This is a genomic window from Brachybacterium sp. AG952 (assembly GCF_004362645.1).
Classification (GTDB): Bacteria; Actinomycetota; Actinomycetes; order Actinomycetales; family Dermabacteraceae; genus Brachybacterium; species Brachybacterium conglomeratum.
In genome coordinates this window covers 265327-281239 of sequence record NZ_SNXV01000003.1, presented here as the reverse complement: position 1 = coordinate 281239, position 15913 = coordinate 265327, and the positions used below count along the sequence as shown (strand labels likewise).

Below are 15913 nucleotides of genomic sequence, written 5' to 3'. Positions count from 1 at the left end.
GCCCGTCCACCCCGATCCGGAAGGAGCACCCGTGACCGAGGAGTCCATCCCGAGCCCGACCACGGACACCCGCGGCGACGTGGTCATCATCACCGGGCTCGCCGGGGCCGGACGGGAGACCGCCGCCCACGCCCTGGAGGACATGGGCTGGTACGTGGTCTACAACATCGCCCCGCAGCTGATCGGCACGCTCTACGAGCTGCAGGCCTCCGCCGTCGGCCGCGAGAACCGCTTCGCGGTCGTGGTCGACCCGCGCTCCGGCCCCTTCTTCACCGAGCTCGGCGAGGTCGTCGACGAGCTGCGCAAGGCCGATCTGCGCCTGCGTCTGCTCTTCCTCACGGCCGACGAGTCCACCCTCGTGCGGCGCTTCGACTCGGTGCGTCGCCCTCACCCGCTGCAGGGCGAGGAGGGCGTGCTCGAGGGCATCCGCCGCGAGCGCGAGATGCTCGCCCGCTACCGCCGCACCGCCGACCTCGTCATCGACACCTCGCCGCTGAACGTGCACGAGCTGACGATGAAGATGCGCTCGCTGTTCGGCACCGGCGAGGAGCAGCGCCTGACCGTGACGATGCTGTCCTTCGGCTTCAAGTACGGGATCCCGCTGGAGGCCGACCACGTCAGCGACGTGCGCTTCATCCCCAACCCGTACTGGGTGCCGGAGCTGCGTCCCAAGCGGGGCACCGATGCCGAGATCGCCGAGTTCGTGCTCGGCGACGCGAACGCCGCCGAGTTCGTCGAGCGGTACATCGAGATGATCACCCCGGTGCTGCGCGGCTACAGCACCGAGAACAAGCACTTCACCACCCTCGCGATCGGCTGCACGGGCGGCAAGCACCGCTCCGTCGCGGTCTCGGAGCGGATCGGCGACGAGCTGCGCACCGCCGGGCACGCGGTGCGGATCCGCCACCGGGATCTGGGGCGGGAATGAGCATCGCCTCCCGCAGCCGGCGCCTCCGGCTCCGCGGCGCCGACCGCTCCGCGAGCGCCCAGCGGGGCGGTCGCGGCGCCCCGCAGCGGCCCGTGCGCGTGGTCGCCCTCGGCGGCGGCCACGGCCTCGCCGCGAACCTCCGCGCCCTGCGCCTGCTCACCGACGACATCACCGCCGTGGTCACCGTCGCCGACAACGGCGGCTCCTCGGGCCGGCTCCGCACCGAGATGCCCGTGCTGCCCCCTGGGGACCTCCGGATGGCGCTCGCGGCCCTCTGCGAGGACTCCGAATGGGGTTCCATCTGGGGCGACGTGATCCAGCACCGCTTCGCCACCGACGGCGAGCTCGACGGCCACGCGCTCGGGAACCTGATGATCGTCGCGCTGTGGCAGATCCTCGAGGACCCCATCGAGGGCCTCGACCAGATGGCCGAGCTGCTCGGCGCGCGCGGACGCGTGCTGCCGATGGCGCTGGACCCGCTGGACATCGAGGCGCGAGTGGTCGGCGCCGACGGCAGCACCCGCACCGTCTCGGGCCAGTACCAGGTCGCGACCGCGGAGGGCCGCGTCGAGGACGTGCGCCTGATCCCGCCGCGGCCCCGCGTCCCCGTCGACGTGCTCGAGGCGATCGGACGCGCGGACTGGATCATCCTCGGCCCCGGCTCCTGGTACACCTCGGTGCTGCCGCATCTGATGATCCCCGAGATCGCCGAGGCGATCGCGGCGAGCCCGGCGCGGAAGGGGATCATCACTAACCTCTCCGTCGGCGCGCAGGAGGCCGAGGGGATGACGAGCCTGGACATGCTGGACGTGCTGCTCGCCCGAGCGGGGGACTGCCGCTTCGACGCCCTCGTCGCCGACCCGACCACTCTGGAGGACGTCCTCGAGCTCGCCGAGGCGGCGCAGCAGAGAGGGCTGCGCACCCTGCTGCGCCAGGTCAGCGTCGGCGACGGGACGCCGCGGCACGACCCGGTGCGCCTGGCCGCCGCGTACCGTGATCTGTTCGACGACGCCTACGGGGATGTGGAGCGCGGCGACGACCGCTCCGCGTCGCGCCGGAAGCGACCCCACCGCACCACGAGGGGCACGGACCCCCGCACCGAGGAGGACACGCATGGCGCTGACGGGTGACGCGAAGGAGGAGCTCAGCCACCTCGAGGTGACCCGGCCCTCCGCCCGCAAGGCCGAGGCGGCTGCGATGCTGCGCTTCGCCGGGGGCCTGCACCTGGTCGCGGGGCGCGTCGTGGTCGAGGCGGAGCTGGACTCGGCGGCGGTCGCGCGGCGTCTGCACGGCATCATCGCCGACATGTACGGCCACCGCGCCGAGCTCGCGGTGCTGGCCCCCTCCGGGATCCGCCGCACCACCCGCTATCTGGTGCGGGTGGAGCGCGAGGGCGGGATGCTGGCCCGCCAGGCCGGGCTCCTAGACGCGCGCGGCCGTCCCGTGCGCGGTATGCCGCCCTTCGTCGTCGGCGGGGCCCTGGTGGACGCGGAGGCCGCGTGGCGCGGGGCGTTCCTCGCCCGCGGCACCCTCACCGAGCCGGGCCGCTCCTCGGCCCTGGAGCTGTCCTGCCCCGGCCCCGAGGTGGCGCTGGCGATGGTCGGCGCGGCCCGGCGCCTCGGCGTCGCCTCGAAGGCCCGGGAGGCGCGGGGCGCGGACCGGGTGGTGCTGCGTGACGGCGACGCGATCTCCGCCCTGCTGTCCCGGATGGGCGCCCACGAGACGGTGCGCACCTGGGAGCAGCGCCGCACCACCCGCGAGGTGAAGGCGACCGCGCACCGGCTCGCGAACTTCGACGACGCGAACCTGCGCCGCTCCGCGCGGGCCGCAGTCGCCGCGGGCCAGCGCGTCCAGCGCGCGCTGGAGATCCTCGGCGAGGACGTGCCCGAGCACCTGCAGGCCGCCGGTCGCCTCCGTCTGGAGCACCGCCAGGCGAGCCTCGAGGAGCTCGGCCGACTCGCCGATCCGCCGCTCACGAAGGACGCCGTGGCCGGTCGGATCCGACGCCTGCTCGCCACCGCGGACAAGCGCGCGGAGGAGCTCGGCATCCCCGGGACCGACCACGGAGGGGACGAGGACCATCTTCCTTCGTCCCCTGATGCCGGTCGTTGATAGGATCGTCACGGTCGTCGGTCACACGCCGGCGTCGCCCGAGCGTACGAGGGCGTGCGCGCCATGTCAGTACTCGAACGTCGCGGACTCACCGCGACACTAGGAGGAACTCTTGACCGTCAAGGTTGGTATCAACGGATTCGGCCGCATCGGCCGAAACTTCCTGCGCGCCGCTCTCGAGCAGCAGGCGGACATCCAGATCGTCGGTGTGAACGACCTCACCGACAACGCCACGCTCGCGAACCTCATCAAGTACGACTCGATCGGCGGGGTGCTTCCCTACGACGTCTCGCACGACGAGGACTCGATCACCGTCGGCGACAACACCTTCAAGGCGTACGCCGAGCGCGATCCGAAGAACATCCCGTGGGGGGAGATCGGCGCGGACGTCGTCATCGAGTCCACCGGCATCTTCACCGACGCCGAGAAGGCCAAGGCACACATCGAGGCCGGCGCCAAGAAGGTCATCATCTCCGCTCCGGCGAAGAACGAGGACGCGACCTTCGTCATCGGTGTGAACGAGGGCGACTACGACCCCGCGAAGCACGACATCATCTCCAACGCCTCCTGCACCACCAACAGCCTCGCGCCGGTGGCGAAGGTGCTGAACGACGAGTTCGGCATCGTCAAGGGCCTGATGACCACGATCCACGCCTACACCTCGGACCAGGTGCTGCAGGACGGCCCGCACAAGGACCCGCGCCGTGCACGCGCCGCCGCCCTGAACATCGTCCCGACCACCACCGGTGCGGCCAAGGCCGTGGCGCTGGTGCTCCCCGAGCTCAAGGGCAAGCTCGACGGCTACTCGCTGCGCGTGCCGGTCCCCACCGGCTCGATCACCGACCTCACCTTCGAGGCCTCCCGCGAGGTCACGATCGAGGAGATCAACGCTGCGATCAAGAAGGCCGCCGAGGGCCCGCTCAAGGGCGTCCTGCGCTACACCGAGGACCCGATCGTCTCCAAGGACATCGAGGGCGACCCGCACTCCTCGATCTTCGACGCGCAGCTCACCAAGGTGAACGGCAACCAGGTCAAGATCTTCTCCTGGTACGACAACGAGTGGGGCTTCTCCAACCGCCTCGTCGAGCTCTCGCAGCTGGTCGGCAAGTCCCTCTGATCCTCACGTCGTCCCGCTGACGACCAGGACAGCCCCGGAGCCCGCCGGTCGCCACCCCGAGGGGTCGGCGTCCGGCGGGCTCCGCTCGTCCCCCGTCCCGACGGGCCGCTCCGGCGTCCCGCGGTCGAACCCCTGAAGGAGCACCACAGTGCTGAAGACCATCGATTCGCTCGGAGAGCTGCGCGGCAAGCGCGTGCTCGTCCGCGCCGATCTCAACGTGCCGCTGGACGGCACCACGATCACCGACGACGGCCGCATCCGCGCCGCGCTGCCCACCCTCATCCGGCTCGTCGAGGCCGGTGCCCGGGTCGCGGTGATCTCCCACCTCGGCCGCCCCAAGGGCGAGCCCGAGGAGAAGTACTCCCTCCGCCCGGTCGTGGGCCGCCTCGGCGAGCTGCTCGGCCAGGAGGTCGCCTTCGCGACCGACACCGTCGGCTCCTCCGCCCAGGAGACCGTCGCCGCGCTCGGCGACGGCCAGGTCGCCGTGCTCGAGAACCTGCGCTTCAACACGGGCGAGACCGCGAAGACCGACGAGGAGCGGCTCGCCTTCGCCCGCGAGCTCGCCGCCCTCGGCGACGCCTTCGTCTCCGACGGCTTCGGCGTCGTCCACCGCAAGCAGGCCTCCGTGTACGAGCTCGCCACCCTGCTCCCCGCCGCCGCGGGCGAGCTGGTGCTGCGCGAGGTCGACTCGCTGCGCAAGGTGACCGACGAGCCCGAGCGCCCCTTCGTGGTCGTCCTCGGCGGCGCGAAGATCGCCGACAAGCTCGGCGTGATCGACGCGCTGCTGGGCAGGGCCGACCGCATCCTCATCGGCGGCGGCATGGCCTACACCTTCCAGAAGGCGCTCGGCCACGAGGTCGGGCTGTCGCTGCTGGACGAGTCGAAGATCGACGTGGTGCGCGAGTACATGGAGCGCGCGAAGGCGAACGGCGTCGAGCTGGTCCTGCCCGTCGACACCGTCGTGGCGCCGGAGTTCTCCGCCGACGCGCCCGCCACCGTGGTGGGCGTCGACGGGATCCCCGCGGACCAGGAGGGCATGGACATCGGCCCCGAGACCGCGAAGCTCTTCGGCGAGAAGATCGCCGATGCGGCGACCGTGTTCTGGAACGGCCCGATGGGCGTGTTCGAGTTCCCGGCCTTCGCCGAGGGCACGAAGGCCGTTGCCGAGAAGCTCGGCGCGGCCTCCGGCTACACCGTGGTCGGCGGCGGAGACTCCGCCGCGGCGGTGCGCAACCTGGGCTTCGACGAGACGCTCTTCTCCCACATCTCCACCGGCGGCGGTGCCAGCCTCGAGCTCATCGAGGGCAAGGACCTGCCCGGAATCTCCATCCTCGAGGGGGACCAGAAGTGACCACCCGCACCCCGCTCATGGCGGGCAACTGGAAGATGAACCTCGACTGGAAGCAGGGCCTCGCCCTGGTCGAGGAGCTCGGCGAGCAGCTCAAGGAGGTCGACACCACCAAGGTCGAGACCGTCGTGCTGCCTCCCTTCGTGGACCTGCGCACCGTGCAGGTCGCGGTCGACGCCGGCAAGCTCCCGATCGCCTACGGCTCCCAGGACATCTCCGCGCACGAGTCCGGCGCATACACCGGCGAGGTCTCCGGCGCGATGCTCTCGGCGCTGGGCTGCACCTACGCCGCGGTCGGCCACTCCGAGCGCCGCCAGTACCACGGCGAGACCGAGGAGGTCACCAACGCGAAGGTGAAGGCTGCCTTTGCCGCGGGCCTCGTGCCGATCCTCTGCGTCGGCGAGCCGCTCGAGGAGCGCAAGGCCGGCAAGCACGTCGAGTACACCCTCGCGCAGCTCGAGGGCGGCATCGAGGGCATCACCGCCGAGCAGGCCGCGAAGATCGTCATCGCCTACGAGCCCGTCTGGGCGATCGGCACCGGCGAGGTCGCGACCCCGGACGACGCGCAGGAGGTGTGCTCCGCGATCCGCGAGGCGCTGCGCGCGATGCACGGCGACACGGTCGCCGACGCGGTCCGCGTCCTGTACGGCGGCAGCGTGAAGTCCTCGAACGTGGGCGAGCTCATGCAGCGCGCCGACGTCGACGGCGCCCTCGTCGGCGGTGCCTCGCTGAAGGCCGAGGAGTTCGCCAAGATCGCCGGTTTCCAGGGCTGAGCCGAGCGGAGGGCTGAAGGTAAGCCTCCCCACGCGGGCCGGGTCCTCGACGGACCCGGCCCGTGCCGTATGCTGGATCGGTCCGTCCGTCTCCGTGGAAGGGTGACCCCCTCGTGGACCTGTCCCTGCTGAAGCTCGTCCTCCAGATCCTCCTGGCGGTGTTCGGGCTGCTGACGATCCTGCTGGTGCTCCTGCACAAGGGGCGCGGCGGCGGCCTGTCGGACATGTTCGGCGGCGGCGTCTCCTCCTCCGCGAGCGCCTCGGGCGTCGCCGAGCGGAACCTGAACCGCCTCACGGTGACCGTCGCCGTCCTCTGGGGCGCGAGCGCCGTCGGCCTCGGCATCATCGAGACGATGCTCTGACACCCTCGTGCGGCGACCGCCGCACCTCTGCTCTGCGAACGGGCCGTCCCCTCGGGGACGGCCCGTTCTGCGTCGCCGGACCTCGGGGCCCCGACAGCCCGAAGGGCCGGTCACCTCGCGGTGACCAGCCCTTCGGGCGTCCTGCGTGCTCCCGGACGAGCCGGGGCTCAGCGGGCGCTGCGCCCGGCGGCCGCCTCGTCGAGCACCCAGGTGGTGGACTCGAGGCCGCGCACCGCCGAGGCGGGCACCTCCCACGGGTCCACGCCGTCGTGCGCGGCGCGCACCGCCTCGGCCTTCTCCGCACCGGCCACGAGCAGCGCCACGTGGCGGGCCGAGTTCAGCACCGGCCAGGTCAGCGAGATCCGCTGCGAGGGCGGCTTCGGAGAGCCGGTCACCGCGACGGCGCTGCCGAGCACCTTCTCCTGGGCGGGGTGCTGCGGGAACAGCGAGGCGATGTGACCGTCGGGGCCGACCCCGAGCAGCAGCACGTCGAAGAACGCCTGCCCGCGGGTGCGGAAGGGCTCGTCGCCGCCCGTCTGGTCCAGCTGCTGCCCGTACCAGGCGGCGGCGTCCTCGAGGGACATGCCGTCGGCGGGGGAGGGCATGACATGGACGTTGCGGGCAGGGAGCCCGTGCTCCTCGCGCAGCACGTCCAGCAGCGAGGCACGCACGCCCACCTCGTTGCGCTCCTCGGAGTCCGGCTCGACGAAGCGCTCGTCGCCCCACCACAGGTGTAGGCGGGCGACGTCCACGCCGGCCTCCACCAGCGCGGCCGGCAGGGCCGCGGCGGTGAGGGTGCCGACGGTGCCGCCGGTGAGCACCAGGTGCGCGACGGGGCGCTTCTCGAGCGCGGCGGCGAGCTGCTCCGCGGTGGCCGTGGCGGCGGCCTGCGCGACCGCCTCCGCATCGGCGACCACGACGTCCTGCGGGGCGGGCTTGCCGCTGGCGAAGGTCGCCGTGTCGGAGATGCCGGAGAAGGCGGCGCCGAGCACCTCGCCGTAGACCTCGTCGGGATCCAGGCGGCGCAGCTCCTCGGTGACGAGCTCCGCGAGGGTGCGGCGGGGCATCGTCACGTGCTGGCCGGAGTCGTCGCCCGGCAGCTTCATGACGATCGAGTCGTCGCTGACGCGGGTGAGCTCGATCGTGCCGTCCTCGCGCACCAGACGCACGCCGTGCACCCCGGCGAAGTCGGGATCGTCCGAGGGCGGCGGGAGGATCGACGCCTCGACGCCGAGGGTGTGCTGCAGCCAGCTCGCCATTAGCAGCACCGAGGGGTTGCCCTCGGTGCCGAGGACCTCGACGGAGCTGGGCACGGAGACCGGCGGCACCTCGTAGGCGCTCGCGACCAGGCCGCGCCAGCGGGTCAGCCGCGCCCAGGCGAAGTCCGAGTCGCCGCTCGCGTAGCCGCGGCGCAGGCGCTTCAGCGTCCCCAGCGGGTCCGCGCAGGCGGCGGAGTCGGTGATGCGGCGCTGCGACATGGAGCCGAGCACGTCGTGGACGGGGGAGGACGGAGCGTTCTCCGGCCACCAGGTCACGATCGGCGCATCCGGCAGCAGCAGCGCCATCACCAGCGTGTCCAGCGACCACAGCACGTCGCCGCGGGCGTGGAGGATCACGATCTCGCCGGCGCCGGCGTCACGGCCCACGCGGATCTCGGCGTCGAGCCCGGAGGTCTCCGCCTCGGGATCGGCGTCGACCACGAGCACCCGAGCGGGATGCTCGTGGCTCGCGGCGATCGCCGCCTCGAGCGGCTCCTCGATGTCGCCGGTGGCGATGATGATGAGCGTGAGGACCCGGCCGATGGTGTTCTCGCCGAAGGTCTCCCGCATCTCGGTCATGGTCTTGTCGACCGCCGACGCGGTGGTGTCGGTCAGGGTGGTGATCACGGTCGCCTCCAGGTGCGCCCGTCACGGGCGAGCATGTCGTGTGCGGTGTCGGGGCCCCAGGAGCCCGGCCGGTAGGGCGCGGGGTCGAGGTTCTCGGCCCAGAACTCGGTGATGGGGTCGAGGATCTTCCAGGAGAGCTCGACCTCCTTCTGCCGCGGGAACAGCGGCGGGTCGCCGAGCAGCATGTCCAGGATCAGCCGCTCGTACGCCTCGGGGGACTCCTCGGTGAAGTTCATGCCGTAGGCGAAGTCCATCGTCACGTCCCGCACCTCCATCTGGGTGCCGGGGACCTTCGAGCCGAAGCGCATGGTCACGCCCTCGTCCGGCTGGACGCGGATGACGATCGCGTTCTGGCCCAGGTCCGCGGTGTCCGTGGAGTGGAAGGGCAGGAAGGGCGCACGCTTGAACACGACCGCGATCTCGGTGACGCGGCGTCCCAGGCGCTTGCCGGCGCGCAGGTAGAAGGGCACCCCGGCCCAGCGGCGGGTCGCGATGTCCAGGCGCATCGCGGCGAAGGTCTCGGTGGTGGAGTCGGCGGGGATGCCGTCCTCCTCGAGATAGGGGCGCACCTCCTCGCCGCCCTGCCAGCCGCCGACGTACTGGCCGCGCGCGGTGTGCGCGGCCAGGTCCTCCGGCAGCTCGACGGCGGCGAGGACCTTCTCCTTCTCCGCGCGCAGGTCGCTGGCGCGGAAGGTGACCGGCTCTTCCATCGCGGTGAGCGCGAGGAGCTGCAGGAGGTGGTTCTGGATGACGTCGCGGGCGGTGCCGATGCCGTCGTAGTAGCCGGCGCGCGAGCCGATGCCGATGTCCTCGGCCATCGTGATCTGCACGTGGTCGACGTAGCCGGAGTTCCAGATCGGCTCGAACATCTGGTTCGCGAAGCGCAGCGCGAGGATGTTCTGGACCGTCTCCTTGCCCAGGTAGTGGTCGATGCGGAAGACGTCCTCGGGACGGAACGCCTTCTCCACCACGTCGTTGAGCTCGCGCGCGGAGGCGAGGTCGTGGCCGAAGGGCTTCTCGATGACGACGCGGCGCCAGGAGCCGTCCTGCGGGGTGTTCAGGCCCGACTCGGCCAGCTGCCCGCACACCTGCGGGAAGGCGTCCGGGGGGATCGAGAGGTAGAAGGCGTGGTTGCCGCCGGTGCCGCGCGTGCGGTCCAGCTCGCCGACGACCTCGGTGAGGCGCTCGAAGGCGGCCTTGTCGTCGAAGGTGCCGGTGACGAAGCGGAGGCCGCCGCGCAGCTGCTCGAAGACGCTCTCGTCGAAGCCGGTGCGGGAGTGCTCGGAGACGGACTTCTTCACGTACTCGGCGAAGTCGTCGTCGGACCACTCGCGGCGGCCGTAGCCGACCAGGCCGAAGCTCGGCGGGAGGAGACCGCGGTGGGTGAGGTCGTAGATCGCCGGCAGCAGCTTCTTGCGGGCGAGGTCGCCGGTGACGCCGAACATCACCATGGAGCTGGGCCCGGCGATCAGCGGCAGCCGTCGGTCACGGGGATCGCGCAGCGGGTTCGGCGCACCGGCTGCTGCGGAGGGAGCGGGGGAGTCGGTCACGATGGTCCTTTCTCGGACACGGACGGCGGGAGCACGGGCCCGCACCGCGGCGGACCCGTGCTCACCGGGAGGGATCAGGCGCGGGCGGCCTTGACGGACGCCGAGACGGTCTCGAGCAGCTCGTTCCAGGCCTTCTCGAACTTCTCCACGCCCTCGCGCTCGAGCACCGCGAACACGTCGGCCAGATCCACCCCGGCCTCGGCCACGCGCTCGAGTGCGGCCTCGCCGGCGGCGGCGGTCTCGGCGGACAGCGCGGCCTTGGGCTCGGAGTGGTCGGCGGCGGCCTCGAGGGTCTTCTCCGGCATCGTGTTCACGGTCGGGTCGGCGACCAGGTTGTCCACGTAGAGGGTGTCGGAGTAGTCGGGGTTCTTCACGCCGGTCGACGCCCACAGGGCGCGCTGCACGTTCGCGCCCTTGTCGGCGAGGGCCGTGAAGCGCTCGGAGCCGAAGGCGGTGAGGTACACGCCGAAGGCGGCCTGGGCGTTGGCGACGCCGGCCTGGCCCTTGAGGGAGACGGCGTCGCCGCCGAGGGCGTCCAGGCGCGCGTCGATCTCGGTGTCCACGCGGGAGACGAAGAAGGAGGCGACCGAGTGGATGGTCGAGAGGTCCTTGCCGGCCTCCGCGGCCTTCTCCAGGCCGGCGAGGTAGGCGTCGATGACGGCCTCGTAGCGCTCGACGGAGAAGATCAGGGTGACGTTGACGCTGATGCCGGCGGCGATCACGGCGGTGATCGCGGGCAGGCCCGCCTCGGTCGCGGGGATCTTGATCATCACGTTCTCGCGGCCGACGACCTCGAAGAGGTGCTCGGCCTGCGCGATGGTCTTCTCGGTCTCGTGCGCGAGGCGGGGGTCCACCTCGATGCTGACGCGGCCGTCGAAGCCCTTGGAGGAGGCGTAGGTGTCGGCGAGCAGATCGGCGGCGTTCCGGACGTCATCGGTGGTGAGCACTTCGATGACCTGGTCGACGTCCTTGCCCTCGCCGGCGAGGCGGGCGATGTCGGCGTCGTACTCGTCGGAGCCGGAGATCGCGGCCTGGAAGATCGAGGGGTTCGTGGTCACGCCCACGACGTTGCGGGTGGCGAGCAGCTCTGCGAGGTTGCCCGTCTGCAGGCGCTTGCGCGAGAGGTCGTCGAGCCAGATGGAGACTCCGGCATCGGAGAGGGCCTGGGTGGAGGGGTTCTGGGTCATGACGTTCCTTCCGGGCGCGACGCGCCCTGGGTCGACGCTGGTGTCATCGGGTGCAACGGGGACCGGCGGGCGCGGATTCCAGGAGGTGTCCGACGGAACATCGCAGGTCCCAGGGGTGGCAGGGGGGAGAGGCGCGGGGGCGGGACCCTGGGGTCCCGCCCCCGCGGCGGATCAGGCGCCGGCGGCGGCCAGGGACTCCTCGGCGGCCTCGACGACGGCCTCCGGGGTGAAGCCGTACTCGCGGAACAGCGTCTTCGCATCGGCGGAGGCGCCGTAGTGCTCGAGCGACACGGCCCGGCCGTGCGCGCCGAGGAAGCGGTACCAGGGCATGGCGATGCCGGCCTCGACCGTGACGCGGGCGGTCACGGAGGAGGGGAGCACCGACTCCTTGTACTCCTCGTCCTGCTCGTCGAACCACTCGACCGACGGCATGGAGACCAGGCGGGTCGGGGTGCCCGCGGCCTCGAGGCGCTTCTGCGCCTCGGCCGCGTACTGCACCTCGGAGCCGGTCGCGATGAGGATCACCTTCGGCTCGCCGGTGGAGGCGTCCTTCATGACGTACCCGCCCTTGGCGACGTTCTCCGCACCGGCGTACTCGCTGCGGTCGAAGGTGGGCAGCGCCTGGCGGGACAGGAGCAGGCCGACGGGGCCGTTGTCCCGCTCCAGCAGCACCTTCCACGCCTGCGCGGTCTCGTTCGCATCCGCCGGGCGGACGATCGAGAGGTTCGGGATCGCGCGGTAGGCGGCGAAGTGCTCGACCGGCTGGTGGGTCGGGCCGTCCTCGCCCAGGCCGATGGAGTCGTGGGTCCACACGTAGGTGACCGGGGTCTTCATCAGCGAGGCCAGGCGCACGGAGCCGCGCATGTAGTCCGCGAACTGGAAGAAGGTGCCGCCGTAGGGGCGGGTCAGTCCGTGCAGGGAGATCCCGGAGAGGATCGCGCCCATGCCGTGCTCGCGGATGCCGAAGTGGAGCGTGCGGCCGTACTGGTCGCCCGCGAACTCGGAGGAGCTGAGCTCGGCGGGGAGGAAGGACGGCTCGCCCTTCATGGTGGTGTTGTTCGAGCCGGCGAGGTCGGCGGAGCCGCCCCACAGCTCGGGCATGACCTCGGCGAGCTCGCCGAGGACCTTGCCGGAGGCGGCGCGGGTGGCGACGCCCTTCTCGTCGGCCTCGAAGGTCGGGATCGCCTCGGCGAAGCCGCCCGGCAGCTCGCGCGCGAGGAGGCGGTCCAGCAGCGCGGCCTTCTCCGCGTTCGCGGAGCGCCAGGCCTGGTAGCCCTTGTCCCACTCGGCCTTCTTCTCCGCGGCGCGGTCCGCGAGGCTGCGGGTGTGGGCCAGCACGTCCTCGTCGACCTGGAAGGTCTGCTCGGGATCGAAGCCGACGGCCTCCTTGAGACCCTTCACGCCCTCGGCGCCGAGCTTCGCGCCGTGCACGGAGTGCGAGCCGGCCAGCTCCGGGATCGGCCAGCCGATGACGGTGCGCAGGCGGATGAAGGTGGGCTTGTCGGTGACCTTCTGGCCCTCGAGGATCGCGTCCTTGAGCGCGGCGACGTCCTCGCCGTACTCCGTCCCCCCGTGGGTCCAGTCCACGGTGCGCACGTCCCAGCCGTAGGCCTCGTAGCGCGCGGCGGTGTCCTCGGTGAAGGCGATGGAGGTGTCGCCCTCGATGGAGATCTCGTTGTCGTCCCAGAGCACCATCAGGTTGCCGAGCTGCTGGGTGCCCGCGAGGGAGCTGGCCTCGGAGGAGACGCCCTCCTGCAGGTCGCCGTCGGAGGCGATGACGTAGGTGAAGTGGTCGAAGGGGCTGGTGCCGGGCGCCGCCTCGGGATCCAGCAGGCCGCGCTCGCGGCGCTGGGCCATGGCCATGCCGACGGCGGAGGAGATGCCCTGGCCCAGCGGACCGGTGGTGATCTCCACGCCCTCGGTGTGGAAGTTCTCGGGGTGGCCGGGGGTCTTCGAGCCCCAGGTGCGCAGCTCCTCGATGTCCTTCTTCTCGAGGCCGAAGCCGCCGAGGAAGAGCTGGATGTACTGGGTCAGGCTCGAGTGGCCCGCCGAGAGCACGAAGCGGTCGCGGCCGAGCCACGCGTGGTCGGTCGGATCGTGGCGCATCACGTCCTGGTAGAGCAGGTACGCGGCCGGGGCGAGGCTGACGGCGGTGCCGGGGTGGCCGTTGCCGACCTTCTCGACCGCGTCGGCGGCCAGCACGCGGACGGTGTCGACCGCCCGCTTGTCGAGCTCGGTCCAGCCCTCGGGGGCCGTGAAGTTCTCCGTCATGTCGTGGACATCCTTTCGCCGGGATGCGGCCTGGACGGCCGCTCGGAAAGACGGGCCTCTCCGCGCGACGCCGGATGACCGGCTGCGACGTGCGCGTTCCGCACGGGAGGCAACAGGGTCCACCTTAGTCCGGGCCGTGCGACGAGGTCATGTGCGTCCAGGCTGTTGCCGTGGCGGACGGTGCCCACTCTCACCCCGCGCCTCGCCCCGCCGCCGCGAGCGAACGCCTAGACTGAGGTGGTTCGTCGGCCGCGTGCCGTGACCAGGAGGAAGGACGGTGGGCGGTGACCGCCACCCAGGGAGCTCAGCTGCGGGGCGCAGGCCAGGACGGCGGGCGCGGTCCGCGGACCGTCGGCTCCACCCTCCGCGCCTACGTCGCGCTGACCAAGCCGCGGATCATCGAGCTGCTGCTCATCACGACGATCCCCACGATGTTCCTCGCCGCCGGCGGGTTCCCCTCGCTGTGGCTGATCATCGCCACCATGGTCGGCGGCTATCTCGCCGCGGGCGGCGCGAACGCGCTGAACATGTACCTCGAGCGCGACATCGACGCGAAGATGAAGCGGACCCGGAAGCGTCCGATCCCCTCCGGCGCCGTCACCCCGCGCGCCGCGCTGATCTTCGGCCTGACCATCTCCGCGGTCTCCGCGCTGTGGCTGGGCCTGCTGGTGAACTGGGTCTCCGCTGCGCTCGCGGTCGGCGCGATCCTGCTGTACGTCGTCTTCTACACGATGATCCTCAAGCGCCGCACCAGCCAGAACATCGTCTGGGGCGGCATCGCCGGCTGCATGCCGGTGCTGATCGGCTGGTCGGCGGTCACCGGCACCGTCTCCTGGACCGCGGTGCTGCTGTTCCTGGTGATCTTCTTCTGGACGCCGCCGCACTACTGGCCGCTGGCCGAGAAGTTCCAGGACGACTACGCCAACGCGGGCGTGCCGATGCTGCCGGTGGTGTCCTCGCGCTCGAACGTCGCCCGCCAGATGCTGCTGCACACCGCGCTGATGATCGCCTCGAGCCTCGCGATCATCCCGCTGGGCGAGACCGGCTGGGTGTACGGCGTCGCCGCCGCCGCCTCCGGCGCCTGGTTCGGCTTCCTCGTGGTGCGCTACGCGCTGCGGGTCCGCCAGGGGCTCTCCGGGAAGGCCCTCGCCCCGATGAAGGTCTTCCACGGCTCGATCACCTACCTCACGGTGCTCTTCGTCGCCCTCGCGATCGACCCCTTCGTCACCCTCTGACCCCATGAGCTCCGGGGAGGCCCCGCGCCCGACGGGCGAGGAGGACCCCCTGCGCCCGGGCGACCGGCGGATCCTCGAGCAGTACCTCGGCCACCTGCGCATCGAGCGGGGCCTGTCCGAGAACACCCTGGCGGCCTACCGGCGTGATCTGCGCCGCTACCTCGTCGACCTCGCGCGCCGCGAGGTCGACCCCGCCGCGGTGGACCCCGAGCAGCTGGGGGAGTGGCTGCAGTCCCTGCGCACCGGGGCCGACGGGGGGACCCCGCTCTCCGCCGCCTCGGCCGCCCGCTCCCTCGCCGCGGTGCGCGGGCTGCACTCCTTCCTCGACGCCGAGCGAGTCTCCACCACCGGGGACCCCTCCCGCCTGGTCCCGACCCCGACCCTGCCGCGACGCCTCCCGCACCCGCTGACCCTCGACCAGGTCGAGGCGCTGCTCGAGGCCGCCGGACGCCCCGGCACCGGGCGCGACGCGACCGAGCGCGCCCTGCGCGACCGCGCCCTGCTCGAGCTGCTCTACGGCATCGGCGCACGGATCTCCGAGGTCACCGGCCTGGACCTCGACGACGTGGACCTGCCGGGGCGCTCCGCCGTGCTGCGCGGCAAGGGGGACAAGCACCGGGTGGTGCCCGTCGGCCGTTTCGCCGCCGAGGCGCTCGGGGCATATCTCACGCGGGGCCGCCCGGCCCTCGCCGCGCGCGGCCGCGGCACCCCGGCGATCTTCCTCGGCGCCCGCGGCACCCGCCTGACCCGCCAGGCCGCCTGGCAGGTGGTGCAGCGCTGCGCCCGCGATGCCGAGCTGGAGGACCTCCCCGAGCCGATCAGCCCGCACACGCTGCGCCACTCCTATGCCACCCACCTGCTGCACGGCGGGGCCGACGTGCGTTCCGTGCAGGAGCTGCTGGGCCACGCCTCGGTCACCACGACCCAGCTCTACACGCAGGTGACGGTCGACTCCCTCCGCGAGACGCACGCCGGCGCCCACCCCCGCGCCCGGCGGGGGGCTTAGACTTGGGCGGCACGACGCCCCCGACCGGCCCCGGCCGCCGGGGGCTCGCCGCGGGTGGCGCGGGGACCGACGCGCAGCCGTCCCTCCCCGGGCTGGGACCGGAGCACCTCCGGAGCCCGCTCGCCCCGCGGCGTGCAC

At 72.1% G+C, this 15913-nt stretch carries 13 protein-coding genes; 9 read left to right on the top strand and 4 right to left on the bottom strand.

Annotated features, from left to right (window positions below):
- Positions 1-31 precede the first annotated feature (31 nt).
- The 7 genes from rapZ (at position 32) to secG (ending at position 6640) form a co-directional block, all read left to right on the top strand.
- Positions 32-928: an RNase adapter RapZ gene (gene rapZ / locus DEU31_RS09565; protein WP_010551489.1), complete on the top strand. Its 897-nt coding sequence runs from the start codon at positions 32-34 to the stop codon at positions 926-928.
- A complete protein-coding gene (yvcK, locus tag DEU31_RS09560) occupies positions 925-2058 on the top strand; it encodes a uridine diphosphate-N-acetylglucosamine-binding protein YvcK (protein ID WP_010551490.1) in 1134 nt (377 codons plus the stop codon). Before rapZ ends, yvcK begins: the two co-directional genes overlap by 4 nt.
- Entirely contained in the window at positions 2042-3040 is a 999-nt protein-coding gene (gene whiA, locus DEU31_RS09555; RefSeq protein WP_010551491.1) for a DNA-binding protein WhiA, read from the top strand. Before yvcK ends, whiA begins: the two co-directional genes overlap by 17 nt.
- 112 nt (positions 3041-3152) lie before the next feature.
- Complete coding sequence (gap, locus tag DEU31_RS09550; protein WP_010551492.1) at positions 3153-4157, top strand: type I glyceraldehyde-3-phosphate dehydrogenase; 1005 nt, start codon at positions 3153-3155, stop codon at positions 4155-4157.
- A 148-nt stretch (positions 4158-4305) separates the two neighbouring features.
- Complete coding sequence (locus DEU31_RS09545) at positions 4306-5508, top strand: phosphoglycerate kinase (RefSeq protein ID WP_133676936.1); 1203 nt, start codon at positions 4306-4308, stop codon at positions 5506-5508.
- Positions 5505-6278, top strand: coding sequence for a triose-phosphate isomerase (tpiA, locus tag DEU31_RS09540; RefSeq protein ID WP_010551494.1), 774 nt, complete (start codon positions 5505-5507; stop codon positions 6276-6278). The genes DEU31_RS09545 and tpiA overlap by 4 nt, the downstream gene beginning before the upstream one ends.
- Before the next feature lie 119 nt (positions 6279-6397).
- On the top strand, positions 6398-6640 hold the full coding sequence (gene secG / locus DEU31_RS09535) for a preprotein translocase subunit SecG (RefSeq protein ID WP_029360751.1): 243 nt from the start codon (positions 6398-6400) through the stop codon (positions 6638-6640).
- A gap of 167 nt (positions 6641-6807) precedes the next feature.
- On the opposite strand, the gene pgl is transcribed toward secG, so the two are convergent.
- From pgl to tkt, 4 genes are all read right to left on the bottom strand, one after another.
- Positions 6808-8526 (bottom strand): 6-phosphogluconolactonase, encoded by a 1719-nt coding sequence (gene pgl / locus DEU31_RS09530; protein ID WP_010551496.1) that lies wholly within the window; start codon positions 8524-8526, stop codon positions 6808-6810.
- On the bottom strand, positions 8523-10076 hold the full coding sequence (zwf, locus tag DEU31_RS09525; protein WP_010551497.1) for a glucose-6-phosphate dehydrogenase: 1554 nt from the start codon (positions 10074-10076) through the stop codon (positions 8523-8525). The genes pgl and zwf overlap by 4 nt, the downstream gene beginning before the upstream one ends.
- 74 nt (positions 10077-10150) lie before the next feature.
- Complete coding sequence (tal, locus tag DEU31_RS09520) at positions 10151-11263, bottom strand: transaldolase (protein ID WP_133676935.1); 1113 nt, start codon at positions 11261-11263, stop codon at positions 10151-10153.
- Positions 11264-11434: 171 nt separating this feature from the next.
- Complete coding sequence (tkt, locus tag DEU31_RS09515; protein WP_133676934.1) at positions 11435-13534, bottom strand: transketolase; 2100 nt, start codon at positions 13532-13534, stop codon at positions 11435-11437.
- Between the two features lie 284 nt (positions 13535-13818).
- On the opposite strand from tkt, the gene DEU31_RS09510 reads away from it, so the two are divergent.
- Together DEU31_RS09510 and DEU31_RS09505 are read left to right on the top strand one after the other, a co-directional pair.
- Positions 13819-14769: a heme o synthase gene (locus DEU31_RS09510; protein ID WP_010551500.1), complete on the top strand. Its 951-nt coding sequence runs from the start codon at positions 13819-13821 to the stop codon at positions 14767-14769.
- A gap of 4 nt (positions 14770-14773) precedes the next feature.
- Entirely contained in the window at positions 14774-15775 is a 1002-nt protein-coding gene (locus DEU31_RS09505) for a site-specific tyrosine recombinase XerD (RefSeq protein WP_126985674.1), read from the top strand.
- Positions 15776-15913 lie beyond the last annotated feature (138 nt).

Excerpts from the sequence above, each read along its gene's own strand:
- whiA (WP_010551491.1), top strand. The coding sequence starts at position 2,042 with ATGGCGCTGACGGGTGACGCGAAGGAGGAGCTCAGCCACCTCGAGGTG.
- yvcK (WP_010551490.1), top strand. The coding sequence starts at position 925 with ATGAGCATCGCCTCCCGCAGCCGGCGCCTCCGGCTCCGCGGCGCCGAC.
- DEU31_RS09505 (WP_126985674.1), top strand. The coding sequence starts at position 14,774 with ATGAGCTCCGGGGAGGCCCCGCGCCCGACGGGCGAGGAGGACCCCCTG.
- tal (WP_133676935.1), bottom strand. The coding sequence starts at position 11,263 with ATGACCCAGAACCCCTCCACCCAGGCCCTCTCCGATGCCGGAGTCTCC.
- tkt (WP_133676934.1), bottom strand. The coding sequence starts at position 13,534 with ATGACGGAGAACTTCACGGCCCCCGAGGGCTGGACCGAGCTCGACAAG.